The 14,915-nt window shown below is 29.1% G+C and carries 17 protein-coding genes; 3 read left to right on the forward strand and 14 right to left on the reverse strand.

Annotated features, from left to right (window positions below; all coding sequences use genetic code 11):
* Position 1 precedes the first annotated feature (1 nt).
* Positions 2 to 784, forward strand: coding sequence for a diadenylate cyclase CdaA (gene cdaA, locus F7018_RS14420; protein ID WP_150900803.1), 783 nt, complete (start codon positions 2 to 4; stop codon positions 782 to 784).
* 47 nt (positions 785 to 831) lie between these two features.
* Here the strand turns inward: cdaA and F7018_RS14425 are convergent, their stop codons facing one another.
* The 3 genes from F7018_RS14425 to truA all read right to left on the reverse strand — a co-directional run bounded on the left by F7018_RS14425 (position 832) and on the right by truA (position 3,858).
* Entirely contained in the window at positions 832 to 1,287 is a 456-nt protein-coding gene (locus F7018_RS14425) for a hypothetical protein (RefSeq protein WP_150900804.1), read from the reverse strand.
* A 70-nt stretch (positions 1,288 to 1,357) separates the two neighbouring features.
* Positions 1,358 to 3,073, reverse strand: coding sequence for an ABC transporter ATP-binding protein (locus tag F7018_RS14430; protein WP_246175201.1), 1,716 nt, complete (start codon positions 3,071 to 3,073; stop codon positions 1,358 to 1,360).
* A 50-nt stretch (positions 3,074 to 3,123) separates the two neighbouring features.
* The gene (truA, locus tag F7018_RS14435; protein WP_150900806.1) at positions 3,124 to 3,858 is read right to left on the reverse strand and encodes a tRNA pseudouridine(38-40) synthase TruA; all 735 of its coding nucleotides are present in this window, start codon (positions 3,856 to 3,858) and stop codon (positions 3,124 to 3,126) included.
* A 154-nt stretch (positions 3,859 to 4,012) separates the two neighbouring features.
* Between truA and F7018_RS14440 the strand changes: the two genes are divergently transcribed.
* Positions 4,013 to 4,510 (forward strand): metallophosphoesterase family protein, encoded by a 498-nt coding sequence (locus tag F7018_RS14440; RefSeq protein ID WP_150900807.1) that lies wholly within the window; start codon positions 4,013 to 4,015, stop codon positions 4,508 to 4,510.
* Here F7018_RS14440 and F7018_RS14445 read toward each other — a convergent pair.
* From F7018_RS14445 to F7018_RS14460, 4 genes are all read right to left on the reverse strand, one after another.
* The gene (locus F7018_RS14445; protein WP_150900808.1) at positions 4,493 to 6,181 is read right to left on the reverse strand and encodes a tetratricopeptide repeat-containing sensor histidine kinase; all 1,689 of its coding nucleotides are present in this window, start codon (positions 6,179 to 6,181) and stop codon (positions 4,493 to 4,495) included. The genes F7018_RS14440 and F7018_RS14445 overlap by 18 nt on opposite strands.
* Positions 6,182 to 6,305: 124 nt before the next feature.
* Positions 6,306 to 6,968 carry a hypothetical protein gene (locus F7018_RS14450; protein WP_150900809.1) on the reverse strand — a complete coding sequence of 221 codons (663 nt, stop codon included), beginning with the start codon at positions 6,966 to 6,968 and terminating at the stop codon, positions 6,306 to 6,308.
* 288 nt (positions 6,969 to 7,256) lie between these two features.
* Complete coding sequence (locus F7018_RS14455) at positions 7,257 to 7,907, reverse strand: response regulator (RefSeq protein WP_150900810.1); 651 nt, start codon at positions 7,905 to 7,907, stop codon at positions 7,257 to 7,259.
* A 226-nt stretch (positions 7,908 to 8,133) separates the two neighbouring features.
* On the reverse strand, positions 8,134 to 8,571 hold the full coding sequence (locus F7018_RS14460) for a DUF4293 domain-containing protein (protein ID WP_150900811.1): 438 nt from the start codon (positions 8,569 to 8,571) through the stop codon (positions 8,134 to 8,136).
* A gap of 206 nt (positions 8,572 to 8,777) precedes the next feature.
* On the opposite strand from F7018_RS14460, the gene rho reads away from it, so the two are divergent.
* Entirely contained in the window at positions 8,778 to 10,445 is a 1,668-nt protein-coding gene (gene rho / locus F7018_RS14465; protein WP_150900812.1) for a transcription termination factor Rho, read from the forward strand.
* Between the two features lie 50 nt (positions 10,446 to 10,495).
* On the opposite strand, the gene F7018_RS14470 is transcribed toward rho, so the two are convergent.
* From F7018_RS14470 to F7018_RS14500, 7 genes are all read right to left on the reverse strand, one after another.
* Positions 10,496 to 11,044: a 5-formyltetrahydrofolate cyclo-ligase gene (locus F7018_RS14470; protein ID WP_150900813.1), complete on the reverse strand. Its 549-nt coding sequence runs from the start codon at positions 11,042 to 11,044 to the stop codon at positions 10,496 to 10,498.
* 4 nt (positions 11,045 to 11,048) lie between these two features.
* On the reverse strand, positions 11,049 to 11,414 hold the full coding sequence (locus tag F7018_RS14475; protein ID WP_150900814.1) for an MmcQ/YjbR family DNA-binding protein: 366 nt from the start codon (positions 11,412 to 11,414) through the stop codon (positions 11,049 to 11,051).
* A gap of 3 nt (positions 11,415 to 11,417) precedes the next feature.
* A complete protein-coding gene (locus F7018_RS14480; protein ID WP_150900815.1) occupies positions 11,418 to 11,819 on the reverse strand; it encodes a GNAT family N-acetyltransferase in 402 nt (133 codons plus the stop codon).
* A 293-nt stretch (positions 11,820 to 12,112) separates the two neighbouring features.
* Entirely contained in the window at positions 12,113 to 12,724 is a 612-nt protein-coding gene (locus tag F7018_RS14485; RefSeq protein ID WP_150900816.1) for a DUF4230 domain-containing protein, read from the reverse strand.
* A gap of 91 nt (positions 12,725 to 12,815) precedes the next feature.
* Entirely contained in the window at positions 12,816 to 13,274 is a 459-nt protein-coding gene (locus F7018_RS14490; protein WP_150900817.1) for an Mpo1 family 2-hydroxy fatty acid dioxygenase, read from the reverse strand.
* A 218-nt stretch (positions 13,275 to 13,492) separates the two neighbouring features.
* Complete coding sequence (locus F7018_RS14495) at positions 13,493 to 14,020, reverse strand: cupin domain-containing protein (RefSeq protein WP_150900818.1); 528 nt, start codon at positions 14,018 to 14,020, stop codon at positions 13,493 to 13,495.
* A 46-nt stretch (positions 14,021 to 14,066) separates the two neighbouring features.
* Entirely contained in the window at positions 14,067 to 14,732 is a 666-nt protein-coding gene (locus F7018_RS14500) for a hypothetical protein (protein ID WP_150900819.1), read from the reverse strand.
* Between the last annotated feature and the right edge of the window lie 183 nt (positions 14,733 to 14,915).

Here is a 14,915-nt window from a genome sequence, read left to right on the forward strand (position 1 = left end):
AATGAGTTTAGATTTTATTGATTTTTCGTTTCTGGATGTGCTTGATATTATTTTAGTCGCTATACTTTTATATTATATATACAAGTTATTAAAAGGAACGGTAGCCATTAATATAGTTATTGGAATCGCTTTAATTTTTTTGATTTGGAAAATAACCCAAGCACTTCATATGGAAATGCTTAGTGGAATATTAGGCTATTTACTTTCTGGAGGAGTTATTGCGCTGATTATAGTATTTCAACAAGAAATTAGAAAGTTCTTATTAATGATAGGTACCACTAATTTTTCTACGAAACGTGGGTTTTTAAATCAATTAAAATTTTTACAATCGGAAATCAATTCAGAAATTGATATTGAAACAATTTTAAAAGCGTGTTTTAATTTATCGAAAACTAAAACTGGAGCTTTAATAGTAATTGAAAAAACGAATAATTTAGATTTTCTAATTAATACTGGGGATAAAATGAATGCTCTGGTAAATGAGGCAATACTAGAAAGTATTTTTTATAAAAATAGCCCTTTACATGATGGTGCTACAGTTATTAGAGATAACTACATTATTGCTACTCGTGTTATTTTACCGGTTTCAGATAGCACCAAAATTCCTTCTAGGTTTGGATTAAGGCATAGAGCAGCGATAGGTGTTACTGAAAAAACTGATGCAATTTGTTTATTAGTATCAGAAGAAACAGGTGAAATATCGTATATAAATAATGGAGAGTTTGTATTGTATAAAACTCCAGAAGAATTATTTAAGAAATTACAAAAAGATTTAACTGCATAAAAAAAGCTCGCTTTAGCGAGCTTTTTAGTTTTTATAAAAATCTAAAATTATTTAGCAGGTGCCATTTTAGATTGGATAGCTGTCATTACGCTATTAAATTTCTTAACTGTTTCAGCGTCTAAAGAACTTGCAATTTCTTTTCCTTTAGTTGCTAATTCTACACCTTTTTTAGCTAATTCAGTGTTTTTAAGTACATCACCTTTTGCAGCAATATAATCTTTAGCGTAAGCAGCATAGTCTTTTAAATATGCGTCTACTTTTTCGTTGTCAAAACTAGGGATAGTTACTCCTTCTAAAGCAGACTCAACAGCTTCGGTAGCTTTTTCTACAGCAGCTTCTGCTTCTTCAACAACTTTAGTTGCTGCCTCTGTAGTAGCTTCAGCAGCTTTTTCAGTTGCTTCAACAGCAGCATCTGTAGCAGCTTTAGTTTCTTCTTTTGCGTTTTTACATGAAGTTGCTAATAAAGCTCCAACAACAAATACAGATAAAATTACTTTTTTCATGATTAATTGATTTTTAGTTTAAATTGATTGAGTAACAAATTTATTGTTTTGAGTCTCTTAAACAAATTATTTATGAAATAATTTCTGTGCTAAATTGTTTGTCGTAAAGATTTTTATAGTAACCATTATCTTTTTTTAGCAGTTCTGTATGGCTTCCTTGCTCTACAATTTCACCTTTATCCATTACAATAATTGTATCCGATTTTTTAATCGTTGCAAGTCTGTGAGCAATTACAATAGATGTTCTATTTTTAGTTATTTTATCTGTAGCATATTGAATCATTTGTTCAGAATGAGTATCTACAGAAGAAGTTGCTTCATCTAAAATTAAAATACTAGGTTTACTAACATAAGCACGTAAAAAAGCAATTAATTGTCGCTGACCAGAAGAAAGCATTGCACCTCTTTCTTTAACATTGTATTGATAATTGTTAGGTAAGCTCATGATAAATTCATGAATACCTATTTGTTTGGCTGCTTCTTTAACTTCTTCAAGAGAAATATGTTCATTTTTTAAAGTAATGTTATTGTAGATGGTATCTGAAAACAGAAAAACATCTTGTAAAACCACTGCTACTTTTTTACGTAAAGAATTAATCTCGTAATCTTCAACAGGAATGGTATCAATACAAATAGTACCGCTATCAATTTCGTAAAAACGGTTGATAAGATTTATAATTGTTGATTTTCCTGCTCCGGTAGCTCCAACAATGGCAACAGTATCTCCTTTTTTAACATTAAAGCTAATACCTTTTAATATTTCTTCTCCTTTAATGTAGCTAAAACGAACATCTTTAAAATTAATATTTCCTTCTAAAGATTCTGCTGTAATATTTCCATCTTTATTAATCGAGCTTTCAGTGTCAATTACTTTAAAAACACGTTCACCTGCTACAATTCCCATTTGTAGTTGGTTAAATTTATCGGCGATTTGACGAAGTGGTCTAAATAACATCTGAGCCATTTTGATAAAACCAATAATAGCTCCCACTGATATGGCACTATTGTCTATTACTTGCAACCCTCCATACCATACAATTAATCCAATAGCAATTGACGATAAAATTTCAGCAATAGGGAAGAAGATAGAGTAGTACCAAACTGTTTTTATATGTGCTTTTTTGTGTTTGTTGTTAATCTCTACGAAGTTTTGGTATTCAATTTTCTCACGATTAAAAAGCTGAACAATTTTCATTCCTGTAACTCTTTCCTGTACAAATCCATTTAGGTTTGCTACTTGATTTCTTACATCTTGAAATGTTGATTTTATAGCTATTTGGAAAAGTTTGGTAGCGTAAATTAAAACAGGTAATGTTACCAATGCTATTATAGTTAGTTTCCAGTTGGTAAATGCCATAACGATAATTACCACTATCATTTTAAGAATATCACTAACAATCATAAAAACTCCTTGAGTAAAGAAGTTTGCAATGGTTTCAATATCAGAAACTACTCTTGTAACTAGTTTACCCACAGATGAATTATCAAAATACCCCATTTTAAAATCGAGTATTTTTCTAAATGTTTTTGTTCTAATATCTTTTATAATATGCTGTCCTACCCAATTTGCATAATAAATAAAACTAAATTGAAATAATACTTGAATAAGCAATACTGCAAACATTGCTATTGTGTAATATAGTAGGGTTGTTTGATTTTTGTTTGCAACAAAATCATCAATAGCAGTCATTAATATAACTGGACTTAATACAGCAAAACCAGCAAGTAATATTGTAGAAGTTGCTGCTATAATAAATCGGGTGCGATATTTTTTTGCAAAACTCATTAGTCTTACAAAAATTTTAATGTCAAATGCTTTTCCTGTTGATGTACTCACTATATATAATCGTATGCTACTTTTGTTAAAAATAATCCTTTTGCTGGAACAGATGTTCCTGCATTGCTTCTATTTTTACTTTCTATGATTTTTCTAAAATCGTCAATTGTAATTTTTCCTTGCCCTACATCCATTAAAGTTCCAACAATTGCTCTTACCATATTACGTAAAAACCTGTTAGCACTAATATGAAATGTTAATTCATTTCCATTTAAAACCCATTCAGCATTGGTTACATTGCAATTAAAAGTGTAAACTTCTGTTTTTACTTTTGAAAAACACTCAAAATCTTCATACTCATATAAAATAGCAGCTGCTTGATTCATTAAATCAAGATTCAATTTTTGATTGTATAATTGCCATGAACTATCTAATAAAAAAGGATTTCTACCAAGCCAAATTTTATATTCATAACTTCTACTACTAGCATCAAAACGTGCATGAGCTTCATTGTGAACTAATTTAGTATTAAATATAACAATATCATCTGGTAAAATAGAATTTAACCTAAAGGCAAAATTGTCGTCTAGTTTTTTATCAGTGTCAAAATGTGCATACATTTGAGAAGCATGTACACCAGCATCTGTTCTACCAGCACCAACAATACTTATTTCTTCTCTAAGTACTGTGCTAATAGCTTTGTTTATTTTTTCTTGAACTGTAATTGCGTCTGGTTGTACCTGCCAACCATGATAGCTTTTTCCGTTGTAAGCTAACTCGATAAAATACCTCAAATAAAATGAAATTTTAAAAAGCTAAATTATGAAATTATAAACTTAGTTTTATGGCTTAAAAAAATAAAATGCTCTGATGTTATTTTATATAGTAATCAAGTGTTTTTTTTAAGTTTGTATGTGCTAATATTAGAGATTTGTTAGTTTTGTTGTAATGAAAAAAATCTTATTACTTTCCGATACCCACAGTTTTATTGATGATCAAATTTTAAAGTTTGTAAAACAAGCAGATGAAATTTGGCATGCTGGTGATATTGGTGATTTAAAAGTTACTGATACTCTAAAAAAACACAAACCTTTAAGAGCGGTATATGGTAATATTGATGATAAAGATGCAAGAGCTGAGTTTCCTTTGGATAATAAGTTTGTTATTGAAGGTGTTTCTGTGTGGATTACTCATATTGGTGGATATCCTAATAAGTATAACTTAAGAGTTAGAGAAGAGTTAAAAAGAGAACGCCCAAAGCTTTTTATTTGTGGGCATTCTCATATTTTAAAAGTTCAATTTGATGAAAAACTTAAGTTATTACATTTAAACCCAGGAGCTGCTGGGAATCATGGTTTTCATAAAGTAAGAACTATGTTGCGTTTTGAAATAGATAAAGGAGCTATTACGAATATGGAAGTAATTGAATTAGCTCACAGAGGATAAACTACCATATTCTTTTTGTTGTTGTATTGGAACTAGTATAAAAACTTCTGTTCCTTTATCAGGTTCTGAATCAATGGCAAGTTTACCGTTCATCATTTTAATACGAGCTTCTATTTGATTTAGTCCAATACCATCATTAATAGAAGAAGATGAGGTAGTAAAACCTACCCCATCATCTTTGACAAGAATAGTTAGTTGATTATTCTCTGCTTTTAATATGATTTCTGCGTTATTTGCATTACTATGTTTAATAATGTTATTTATTAATTCTTGAATAACATTAAATATTTTGATTTCAAATTCCTGATTATATCTGCTAATGTTATTTGCTTTAACTTCAAATTTTAATTCACTATTTGAATATTTTTTGACAACATCTTTTAAAGCGTACTCTAAACCAAATTTTAATAGAATGGAAGAGATTAAGTTATGAGATAAATCTCTTACCTTTTGAGAGGCTTCTAAAATAATTTCTCGAGTTTTTTCAATTTCTTGAGGAGCATCTCCATTAAATTGTTTTTTAGTAGCGCTTAAATGCATGTTAGCAGACGATAGTAATGCACTTACGTTATCGTGTAAGGTTTCTGCTATTTGTTTTCGTTCAGTTTCTTTACCATCTATGGTAGCATTTAATATTTTTATTTGTGCGTCTGACTTTAACTTTTCTATACTTTGCTGTTGTAATAGATCTGATTCTGAAAGTTTTAATTGTAAGTTTCTTTGTCTTAGTTTGTAATTGTATACAACAACACCAGAAATTACTATAATGAGTAAACTTAAAGCTCCGAATAACAAAGTAGTTTTGCTGTCTTTTGCTTCAATCAATTTTCTTTGTTCTTCAGCTAAAGCAGTTTTTTCTTTTTCTAAGTCTACTTTTTGATGAGCATAAATTTCTTCAACAACTCGTCTGATTTCTACGTCTCTTAAACTATCTTTTATATCATATGATTTTTCTTGGTAATCATAAGCGGTGTAATCTTTTAGCATATATAAAGCATATGCTAAATTGAAATATAAATCTTCTTTAAATTTATAAGCTTTAGTACTGTTGTTGTTTCTTATTAAATTTAACCCTTTTAAGTATGTTTTTTTGGCTTTGGTATAGTTTTTTTCTAATAAATAAATATTAGCTAAGTTGCCAAGAGCAGCAGATTCAAGAGATTTATTGTTGTTTTTACTATGTATGTCAATTGCTTTTGAAGCAAAATATTTAGCTTTAGAAAGTGAGTCTATCATGTAAATACCAGATAGATTAATATAAGCATTAGCTTTAATTGACTGGGATTTTTTATTTAGACTAGGCAGATTAACTATTTTGTTGTAATATATTTTAGCACTATCTAATTTTTCTTGTTTTTGAAAGCTTCCACCAATTTTTAATAAATTTTTTAAGTATGAATAATGATTATTATAAAACTCATTTTTAATTTGATTACCATTTTCAAGAGACTTAACTTCATGTAGACTTAATGATTTTTTGTAGTAAAACAAAGATTTTGAATGATTATTTGCTTTTTCGAAAATCTCACCTATAAGATAGCTATATAATATATTTAGTTCTGAGTCATTTATTTCTGAACTAATTCTGAGAGAATTTAGAGCAGAGTCTAAATGTTTATAGTAATCTTTTGAAGTAGTTTTCTTCTTAAGACTAATATATTTTTGTTTCAAACTATCTTTCTGTTGAGTCTTGTTTTTAATGATTTGACTCGATGAAATAGAGTTAGAAAAAGATTTATTTACTAAGGTAAGTAAAGTAAATACAAATACTAATATTATTTTTCTACTAATCAATTTATGTTACGATTATTGCTCTTGGTTTTTTTTCTACTACTTCTAAGCTGTAAGATTTTCCTTGAAACTTATGATTAACAAAATTTATTTTAATAATTCCTGAATATGGTACAGTTAATTCTCTAGTGAACTCTTTTTGTTTTGACTCACCATTAGCTAAGTGAACCTCATAAGCTTCTAGTTCCTCATTATAAACAAAATCAGTTGAAACATTGTCGTTTATTACAAAATCTAATTGAAATGTACCGTCCTCATTTTTAGTAATGCTATATGAATTAAGGAATTCAGTTACACCTTTCTTAGCAAAGGTAATGTTTTCATCTTCAATATATATTTTTGTTCTTTTTCCTTTGTTTGATTCTAAAAAGCCAATTTTTAATTGATTATTTTCAATGGCAAAATCATTACTGTGCTTGTTAATTGTGCTATGATTAGCTTCTGATAATATAATTTCATTAGATGAGTCTACATTCTTAACTGTAGTTACATCTGTATTATTAGTAGTATTAAAATCAATAGAGTAGTCACCACTGGAATCTTTTTTTAAGGTATATGATTTTAATAAGTTTTCTTGAGCGTTGTTGATAAGACCTTCATTTTCATTAGAAGAACAAGATCCAAGAATGATACTTAATGCTAGGATAAATGGAGTGAATTTGTTCATGATGTAATGTTTTAAATTGTTATGTTATTTAAGGGGGTGAAAAGAAAAAGCGGTGTACTAAATATAGATAGTGTCGGGGGACGCTCTATTTTAGGGGGTATAAAGAAAACAAAATGAAGGGTTTTTCTAATTTGTGCTATTTCAAACACGTACACCGCTATATTTTAATATTTTATATAAAGTAGATAGTTATTAGCGACGCACACCATAAAGTGTATTGTATAGATTGCGGGGGACATTTTCTTTTATTTGGGGGATTAAAGAAAAATAATTGAAGGGTTTCTATACCTATACTATGTTGTTTTTTACAGCGTACATCGCCAAACCTACTACATTTTTAACTTTTAATTTTTTGTACAGATTTCTACGATACGTTTCTACCGTTTTAATACTTACTTTTAAATGTTCAGCTATTTCACTTGAACTTTTTTCTAAAGCTATTTGCTTTAATACCTCAACCTCCCTTTCCGTCAAATCATTATGAGGTGCTTCTTGCTCTTCAGCTTTAGATTCAGACATATATAATTCTAGTAATTTACTTTTAATATCATCACTAAAATATTGAACACCATTATAAACAGTCTTAATTGCATCTATAATATGATCGCTAGCACAGCTTTTGTCTACAAATCCGTTAGCGCCTAGTAGTACCATTTCCTGTACTAGTTTCGGATCGCTTAGACTTGAAAGTATTATTGTTTTAATTTTTGTATTACGTTGTTTAAACGTTTTTAAAACTTCAATACCATCCATTTCTGGCATATTAATATCTAAAACCAAAACATCTGCATGGTTGTTAGCCGACCAATTGACTACTTGTCTTCCCGTCAAGGAATAGCCTTCAATTTCAATATTGTCTTCGGTATTTAATAAAGCGATAACTCCATCTATTAAGATTTTGTGGTCATCAGCTATGTGAACTTTTATCTTGTAATCCATCGTTGTTACATTTACAAATCTATAGTATATAAGCGGTGCGTACAATACTCAATACCCCTAAACGTATCTCAGGGTTTTCCCTATCTGATTAGGGTTAACCCTATTTTCTTTAACATTTCTTTAACGTTTAAGTTTCTAAGGCTCAATGATTGAGTATATAACAAAAATAAAAAACCGAGATTAAGAATCTCGGTTTTTTCGCACTAAATATACTAAGATGTTAGGTTTATCGTAATCTATCTACAGATTTTACGAGATCTTCATCCTTCTTAATGGCTTTATTTGCTAAAACTAACAGCAAAATAACAATGACAGGAAAGAACATCCCAATACCTTTCTCAGAAACTAAAGCTTCTCCAGATAATGTTTGTGATAGATATATCAATATCCCTAATAAAAAAAGGTTTATCAATATGTTTAAGCGCCCTAATACAAATTGTAACTGACGGTTCTTAAATAAGAACAAAGTTACAATAGCTAATATGGCTGAAGTAAAAAATAATACAGGAGTCACATTTTCTATTATAGAAGCTCCAGAAAATAAATCCATTATATATATAGGAGTATTATTCTTTGCATTAGTCCATAAACTAAAAACAGAAGTTAAACCGCCAGAAATAATTGCGGCTACTAATAAATATATAGATTGTATTCTTTGTATCATGTTTTTTATTGGGGTAGCAAATGTAATATTTCTTTTTTTAAAAAGAAATATTACAAGTTAAAATATTTGTATATATTTGTCGTATAAGTAACCGCGCATTAAACTATTATATAGCCCCTATATAATATAGCAATCATTAAAAAACTTAATAAAATTCAATTCTTTTCTATAAATAAAAGAATTATATAACTTAATTATTTTTACGAATGTTCGAAATTTCGGAATTAAAAACTAAAAAATTAACAGACTTACAAGCCATAGCTAAAACTATTGGTTTAACTAAAGTAAGTCAGTTAAAAAAATTAGATTTAGTTTATAGGATTTTAGACGCACAAGCCGAGGCCGGTGCTAATGAAGCAAAGCCAAAAGCTGAAAAGACTAAGAGAAAAAGAATAGCTAAGACTGAAACTGAAACTGCTGATAAAAAGCAGGTTGAGAAGAAAGTTGTAGAAAAAACAGAAGCTAAAACTAAAAAAGAAAAAGTAGAGGTTCCTGCAAAAGCTGTTGAAAAGAAAACTGAAACTAAAAAAGAAAATGTTGCAAAAAAGAGACCTGTTGAAGCTAAAAAACCAGTAGCAGCACAAAAAAAGCAATCTTCTGAAGCTAAACAGCAACCTGTTGAAGACAAAAAACAGCACCAGCATTCAAATGCTAACAGGCAGCAACAAAGAAATAATAGAGGGAATAAGCATAAGAACCAGAACTCTAATAAACCACATCATAAGAGTGGGAATAAATATAGAGACCCTGATTTTGAGTTTGATGGAATTATTGAAAGTGAAGGTGTATTAGAAATGATGCCTGATGGATATGGTTTCTTACGTTCTTCAGATTATAATTACTTATCGTCTCCTGATGATATTTATGTATCTCAATCTCAAATAAAATTATTTGGATTAAAAACAGGAGATACAGTTCTTGGAAATGTACGTCCACCAAAAGAAGGAGAGAAGTATTTTCCTTTAATTAGAGTATCAAAAATAAACGGATTAAGTCCAAATATAGTTAGAGATCGTGTTTCGTTTGAACACTTAACACCTTTATTCTCTGAAGATAAATTTAATTTAGCAGAAAAAGGTAGTTCTTTATCTACAAGAATAATCGATTTATTTTCTCCTATAGGAAAAGGGCAACGTGGTATGATTGTAGCACAGCCTAAAACTGGTAAAACAATGTTATTAAAGGATGTTGCTAATGCCATTGCGGCAAATCATCCAGAAGTATATCAAATTGTTTTATTAATTGATGAAAGGCCAGAGGAGGTTACTGACATGAAGCGTAATGTTCGTGGAGAGGTAGTGGCTTCTACATTTGATGAGCCTGCAGATAAACATGTACGTGTAGCAAATATAGTTTTAGAAAAGGCGAAGCGTTTAGTGGAATGTGGTCATGATGTTGTTATCTTATTAGACTCGATAACTCGTTTAGCAAGAGCATATAATACTGTTGCTCCTGCATCTGGAAAGATATTATCGGGAGGTATTGATGCTAATGCATTACATAAGCCAAAACGTTTCTTTGGAGCGGCTCGTAATATTGAAAACGGAGGATCATTAACTATTATTGCTACAGCACTTACTGAAACTGGTTCTAAAATGGATGAGGTAATCTTTGAAGAATTCAAAGGTACAGGTAATATGGAGTTACAGTTAGATCGTAATATTTCTAACCGTAGAATTTACCCAGCTATTGACTTAATTAAGTCTAGTACACGTCGTGATGATTTATTATTAGATGATAAAACTGTACAGCGTATGTGGGTATTACGTAAATATTTAGCAGATATGAACCCAGTAGAAGCGATGTCGTTTATTAACGAAAGAATTAAATTCTCTAAAAATAACGAAGAGTTCTTAATTTCTATGAACGGATAATTTTTAGATGAAATAGATATTAAAAAAACCTGCTTTTATAGCAGGTTTTTTTATTTTGGATATATGATTTTATTTAATGGAAAGTCGAATTTATTAAGATCTTCAATTTTATCAATTGGTTTGAAAAAGTTAAGCCCAATAGTAAAAATATCTTTTTTACAATCTGATAAAAAGCGATCATAAAACCCTTTACCATAACCAACTCTGAAATTTTGCTTGTCAGAAATTAATAACGGAACAAATACGAGGTCTATTTTTTTAACATCAAATTCAATAGCGTTGATAGGCTCTGGAATTCCATATTTATTAATTTCTAATGTGGTTGAGTTGTTAAAAATATAATGTTGTAAAGTGTTGGTTTTAAAATCACTTTTACTAATAATAATTGTTTTTTTTTGTTTTCTTAAAAATTCAACAATAGGGTAGGTGTTAATTTCTTTTTGTTTTTCTATAGGAAGAAAAATATGGATGTTTTTATAGGTAGAAAAGTCAATTTCGAAAAGTTGAGTGTAAATGTTTTGTTCAAAATTTTCTATTTCTGTTTTAGATAAACTTTTTCTTTTTTGTTTGTAAATCTCTCGAAGTTCTTTCTTTTTCATCTCATTATGAATTATGAAGTTCTTCGCGTAATTTTTTTGTCAAACTTTTTACAACTAAGTCATAAGAATGATCTATAAGTTCAAAAGCAAGTTGATCTGAAACATCGTTGTTTAAATGAACTGTATTCCAATGTTTTTTGTTCATATGCCAACCAGGATTTACACTATCGTATTCTCCTCTAAGTTCTAATGACCATTCTGGGTCGCATTTTAAATTCATTTTAGTGTCTCCTTTTTCCCAACTATCTAAGCCTACTAAAGCAAACATTTTATTCATTACTTTAAATACTAAAGTAACCTCATCAAAAGGAAAATGTTCTGTAACACCTTTTTTATTAATGCAATAATCTCTTAGTTGTTCTATATCCATAATTTATTTCAAAATACGTTCGAGTACTGTTTCAGGTTGTTTCAATTCGGTAAAACCATATTGTGTATATAAACCATGAGCATCTTTAGTTTTTAACATCCAAGTACCACACGATTCTAGCTCTTTTGCTTGCGTTATAGTAGCAATTAATTTTTTTGAATATCCATTACCTCGATGTTCTGGTAAAATGAAAACATCCATCAGATAGGCAAAAACAGTATAATCCGTAGCCACTCTTGCAAAACCAATTTGTTCTCCATTTTTATACACTCCAAAGCAGAGACAGTTTTCAATTGTTTTTTCTACTTGAGCCAAAGTTCTTCCTTTTCCCCAATACGAATTGGTTAAAAAAGAATGAATTACATCAATTTGAAGTAGGTTTTTATCTGTAGAAATAGTTATCATTTTTTGTCCCTTTTATATTAGCAATACTATTTAAGTATACCCCTTTTTAGAAGTAAAGATTTTGTAAGGTATGAAGATAATTGAAACTAATCCAAATAATAGAGAAAAGTACTTAATAATATTTATAAAAATAAAAAACAGTAAGCCATCACTAACGTCACTATTATCCATCATAATTTGATATTCTTTTATAAAACTAGCATTATTAATAAAATAGTAAACCCAAAGAGAAAGGGAAGATAGTATTATGAGTTTAAAATATTTATATAGTTTGTTTAGTGTCAATGTGATACTTATTCTATAAGCTTTTGATTATCTGAAGGTAATTCTAAAGCACTGTAATCTAACTTCCATCCAATAGTTTCAACTAGATTTTCCATAAGAGTAATTGCATCTAAAGCCTCTTTGTTAGCAGTTTGCATTAAGTTACTTTCTGGAATTTTTTGAAGTATATGTTCTTTAGCTTCCTTATTAACTTCTGTTAAATCTTCTGAGCTAAACTTATTTAATAATCCATTTTGAATATCATAAAAACGAAGATTGGGCTCTATAGAAAAAACTTCAGGTTTAGGAAATTCCGATAAAATTAATGTCTTTTTTTTAGTATCTGTTTGTACAACAATTTTTCTAAAGTCAAAACCGATATGAACTTTAGCATTAATTAATATAATTGCTTTTTTCTTACTAGTAAATAAACCAAGGAATTTTTCTTTGGTGTTTTCATGATGATAAATTTCAGCAAATTCTCCTTCAACTGTAATTAGTTTTGATACCTTCTTAATTTTATCTAATAGCACAACAGATTGTTTTTCTGTTAGGTTTCTTTTACTAACCGAAGAAAATTTTTGAAAAATAAAGTATGAGGCTACAGCACCGCCTATCAAGCCTAAAAAAAGTAATTCCATAGCCACGAATTTACAGAAAATCTCTTAATATTCTGTTTTGCTAAAACAAACATTGCTAAGAGGCTTTCTAGGAAAATATAGTTGTTTAATTTTAACTAAACATTTTTTTTATTACCCAAGCTGGACCAATTAATAAAAACTGTAAATCTTTAATAAATGAAGGTTTAGCTCCTTCAACTTTATGTCCGTAAAACTGACCAATCCAAGCTATTACGAATATAGCTATTGAGGTATATAGTAACGGAACGTATTTTCCTAAGTAGAAATTTCCTACAATACATAGAATAGAAAAAACTAACATTTTTAGAAACATTGAAAAAGATAATCTCAAGTAAAAAATTAATACGAATATCAAAGCTACAGTAGCCCAGTTTTCAACAAGTGGATTGTTTAATTGGAATAAATTACTTAAAAATTGAGAAGGAATACTCATGAATATTCCTACAATGCTAAAAAATATTGCAGGAACACAAATAAAATGTATCGTAATGTTTGTTTCGTTTTGATGGCTAACTGCGTAATCATCAAACCATTGTTGAAGTGTTTTCATATTATCTACGTTTAGTTGAAACAATTAGGGAGTCTCATAACTACGAATTTACACAAAAAAATATATTTTCAGTAAAAGCAAAAAACTCATGCGTATTGTTAAATACGACATGAGCTTTAGAACAACTATTACCCTATCATCTAACTAATTATAGTTGTTTACAAACTAAAAATGAGTTTTTCTAATATTTTAATAATGAAATAACCTTAATATAAAGATTACCATTTTTTATGATTGTTTGTATATCTAACTAATCTTCCTTCTTTTAGCTCTTGTAAAAAATCACAGCTTGTAAGTCTCAACATTAGAGTGTTGTCTTCTAGAGTATAAGTATCATGAATATCTCCTGGTAGATATACATTACATTCTCCGGCGTTTAAAATGTAGTCGTCTTTTTGGACAATATCCATGGTGCCATCGGGATGAAAAACACGATTAAAAAGTCCCATTTTGGATTGACCAATTACCGTTGAGTAAATTACCCAACCACTTCCATGATCATGTGGAGGGCTAAACTCTCCTTTTTTTTCTACATGTCCCATTAATATAAATCCGTGTTCTTCACTTCTATATATTTCTTTAAAAGGAAGTTGTTCTTTTAGTAGTTGATCTACCCAACTTTCTCCAATACAATTTTGAGTTAGTTCTTCTACTAGTTCTTTACTTTTTTTAGTTAAGTCTGAAGTTAGAGGTCCCCATACTTTTGATAATTCTTTTATAAAATGATTTAAAGATTCTTGCTTCATAATTTGATGTTATTTTTCTTGTTAAGTTTTATTGTTGATGTTGTTTTTAAATCAAAAACTTAGCGAATAAACCGTAGTTTTCTTTTTTGATTTTGAATGGTCCAAAGGCATCTAGGTTTGAACCTATTCCTATAGAAATATTATTAAAACTTAGCCCAAGTCTTAAGTTAAGATAGCTTCTGTTATGAGTATCTTGTCTTATGTTATGATTATATAAGAATTGAATTCTGGTATATAAGCTGGTTTTTTTAGATAAACGAGGTTTGTATTCATATAAAAAAAGTGCCTCAAGACTTTTGTCGTCTATTAAATCAATAGATGGAGCTAGGATTAGTAACATTTCTTTACTTACATAAGCATAATTTATACCTAAAATTGGATGAATTCCATCAATAGAATTTGTAGCTATTCCTCCTGAAATACTAAGGTTCTTAGCCACTTCATAGTTTAGTGTGGTAGAACCAACAAACACAACATTTTTATCTTCATAAAACTGTGAATATGTAAGCATATTAAAAACGCTAAACTTTTCCATTTTTTTTAATGGTCTCATAAAGACATTTTGAATACTTAAAATTTCTTTAGAAGCAAATACTTCAAAATCTATTGGAGGATTTATAGCTTCTTTTGGACTAAATTTATCTTGTGCCTTTATTTTGACAGAAAATAAAATAAAAGCTATTAGTGTTGTTATTATCTTATAAACCTTCATATTTGCTTGCTTCTAATTGTTGGTACAAAATTAGAGAGCGTGGAGAGGTTAATTAGTTCACAAAAGTTGGTTCTTTATGTACTTTTTTACAAATGAAGCTTGTTGAAGTTTTGTTAATGAAAAAAGCTCATGGGTAAAGTTAAATACCACATGAACTTTCAAAAAGGGGCTATCAATAATTAA

It is taken from the genome of Tenacibaculum aiptasiae (assembly GCF_008806755.1).
GTDB lineage: Bacteria > Bacteroidota > Bacteroidia > Flavobacteriales > Flavobacteriaceae > Polaribacter > Polaribacter aiptasiae.

Coding starts and splice junctions, on each gene's coding strand:
- cdaA (WP_150900803.1), top strand. CDS start 2: ATGAGTTTAGATTTTATTGATTTTTCGTTTCTGGATGTGCTTGATATT.
- F7018_RS14425 (WP_150900804.1), bottom strand. CDS start 1,287: ATGAAAAAAGTAATTTTATCTGTATTTGTTGTTGGAGCTTTATTAGCA.
- F7018_RS14430 (WP_246175201.1), bottom strand. CDS start 3,073: ATGAGTTTTGCAAAAAAATATCGCACCCGATTTATTATAGCAGCAACT.
- F7018_RS14440 (WP_150900807.1), top strand. CDS start 4,013: ATGAAAAAAATCTTATTACTTTCCGATACCCACAGTTTTATTGATGAT.
- F7018_RS14450 (WP_150900809.1), bottom strand. CDS start 6,968: ATGAACAAATTCACTCCATTTATCCTAGCATTAAGTATCATTCTTGGA.
- F7018_RS14455 (WP_150900810.1), bottom strand. CDS start 7,907: ATGGATTACAAGATAAAAGTTCACATAGCTGATGACCACAAAATCTTA.
- F7018_RS14460 (WP_150900811.1), bottom strand. CDS start 8,571: ATGATACAAAGAATACAATCTATATATTTATTAGTAGCCGCAATTATT.
- rho (WP_150900812.1), top strand. CDS start 8,778: ATGTTCGAAATTTCGGAATTAAAAACTAAAAAATTAACAGACTTACAA.
- F7018_RS14470 (WP_150900813.1), bottom strand. CDS start 11,044: ATGAAAAAGAAAGAACTTCGAGAGATTTACAAACAAAAAAGAAAAAGT.
- F7018_RS14475 (WP_150900814.1), bottom strand. CDS start 11,414: ATGGATATAGAACAACTAAGAGATTATTGCATTAATAAAAAAGGTGTT.
- F7018_RS14480 (WP_150900815.1), bottom strand. CDS start 11,819: ATGATAACTATTTCTACAGATAAAAACCTACTTCAAATTGATGTAATT.
- F7018_RS14485 (WP_150900816.1), bottom strand. CDS start 12,724: ATGGAATTACTTTTTTTAGGCTTGATAGGCGGTGCTGTAGCCTCATAC.
- F7018_RS14490 (WP_150900817.1), bottom strand. CDS start 13,274: ATGAAAACACTTCAACAATGGTTTGATGATTACGCAGTTAGCCATCAA.
- F7018_RS14495 (WP_150900818.1), bottom strand. CDS start 14,020: ATGAAGCAAGAATCTTTAAATCATTTTATAAAAGAATTATCAAAAGTA.
- F7018_RS14500 (WP_150900819.1), bottom strand. CDS start 14,732: ATGAAGGTTTATAAGATAATAACAACACTAATAGCTTTTATTTTATTT.